This window comes from Candidatus Symbiopectobacterium sp. NZEC135 (assembly GCF_025962695.1).
Genome location: NZ_JAGFPF010000314.1, coordinates 1 through 1,807 on the forward strand (window position 1 = coordinate 1; position 1,807 = coordinate 1,807).

Annotated in this window: 1 protein-coding gene; it reads left to right on the plus strand. The window is 32.9% G+C overall.

The genetic code is table 11. From position 1 onward, the window contains the following. Window positions 1-1,676 (plus strand): hypothetical protein (locus J5224_RS26330; protein ID WP_264628126.1); only part of this gene is annotated, 1,676 nt, incomplete at its 5' end. Between the last annotated feature and the right edge of the window lie 131 nt (window positions 1,677-1,807).

The window sequence follows — 1,807 nt, forward strand, 5'->3', positions numbered from 1 at the left end:
CCCTGTATTTCCTATCATTCGTATCGATTTTCATAAGATCTCTCATCAGTTCTGATGTAGATGCATTATCGATCAATATATTTCCTCACCTTGCGAATCTCAGAAGAAATTCTCCTATCGGCGTATTTTTTCTATATATGAAATTTTTTCGCCGAAAGGAGCAAGGACAGGAAGAACAAAGGATAAGTATATGTTGCAAAAAAAATCATTTTAAACGAGCTAAGTCCACGAATGTAAAGGCTTTTATGCTGTTTCGAGGTTTGGCAAAACAGGATTATGCTATGACTACTAAACCTAAAGGTTTTGATAATAAAATTGAAGCCCAATTAATTAACAAAAAAATCTGTTCCAAAGAAATACTAACAAAATACTCCGAGAAAGAGAAAAAATTTTATTTTAATCAATTGTACATTTGTGCAGTAGGTAGGCGTAGACACCCACATGTGGAGTCTGCTTCTTCAATATACTCAAGTGAAAGACGAGAGTATATTCCAAGAGCTAAACGTTTTACTGAAATGAAAAAAGATTTAAAATTAATTGAACAAGCGAGTAATCACCTGGCAGGTAAATTTCCTGATGGATATATCGCCACAAAGTTAGGCTATGAAGTTTTTTCTGAAAGTTGTAATGCAATACAAAAAGGGTGCGGAGTTGTTGATGAAAGCAATAGGCCTTATAATCCTCCTAGAAATGGGATACGCTCAAGAATGCGAGAAGGTAGGAAATGCGATGTAAAAGAAGTTGTTCCTAAAGAGATATCTATTAATGAACTTGCCCTCCATCGCCTGATGATAGAGCTAAAAAAATGTAGAAATAATGATCATAAAATAGCCCAAATTGAAAGTATTCTATCTATGGCTAAAGCAAATAAATCGGGCTGTTTGCCAATAACATATGTTCAAAGCAGCTCTGGTCGATTTTATGCTGAAAATGAAATAAATCTACAAAACTGTAGTCGTCAGATACGTAAAGCGGCTTTAGCTGGGCTTTATGATATAGATATAGAGAATTGTCATTATACTCTTTTATCTCAAATGTGTTCACGAATAAATGTATCGACTCCATGTACTGATTATTACATAAATAATAAAAAGTTGGTAAGGAAAGAAGTTGCTGAACTTTTCAATATTTCTGAAGATGATGCGAAAGTTATTCTAATTGCACTAATTTATGGCTCTAATTTATCACCTTGTGGTGTTCTGAAAAAATTGGATATAACCTATGATTCTAATGCAATTAAGGGAAGTTTTATTCATAAACTATGTAAGGAGATAAATTCTGTCAGAGATAATGTAATTAATGACTATAAGAATAGAACGAAAGGTCATTTTAAAATATTAAACGATGCTGGTTTAATAATGAAAACAAAGGTCGAGGAATTTAAAAATGTGAAGCGATCTAAATTGCTAGCGCATATTTTACAGGGGGCTGAATCATTGATTCTACAACATATGATTCGCTTTATGGGTGACAGTATTGTTTTACTCCAGCATGATGGCGTCACATGTAAAAATATTGTTAATGCTGATGAGTTGAGAAAATATATTTATGCAAATACAGGATATGATCTCTCTTTCGACGTTGAACAGCTACCTGTCAATATCCAATGTGTTGATGATGATGATGATGATTATCAGTTTAACGCCGATTATATATTAGATGTTTTTGCTGCATAATAATCGGTTAAGTAATTAGTTTAGATATAAGTCTTAGCAGGAAACCTGTCTGGATGAAATTTTATCTGATAACTTATTACATATAAAAGTACTAGTGCTTTACTTTTTTTGGCACCAAGAATCTCGGGTAG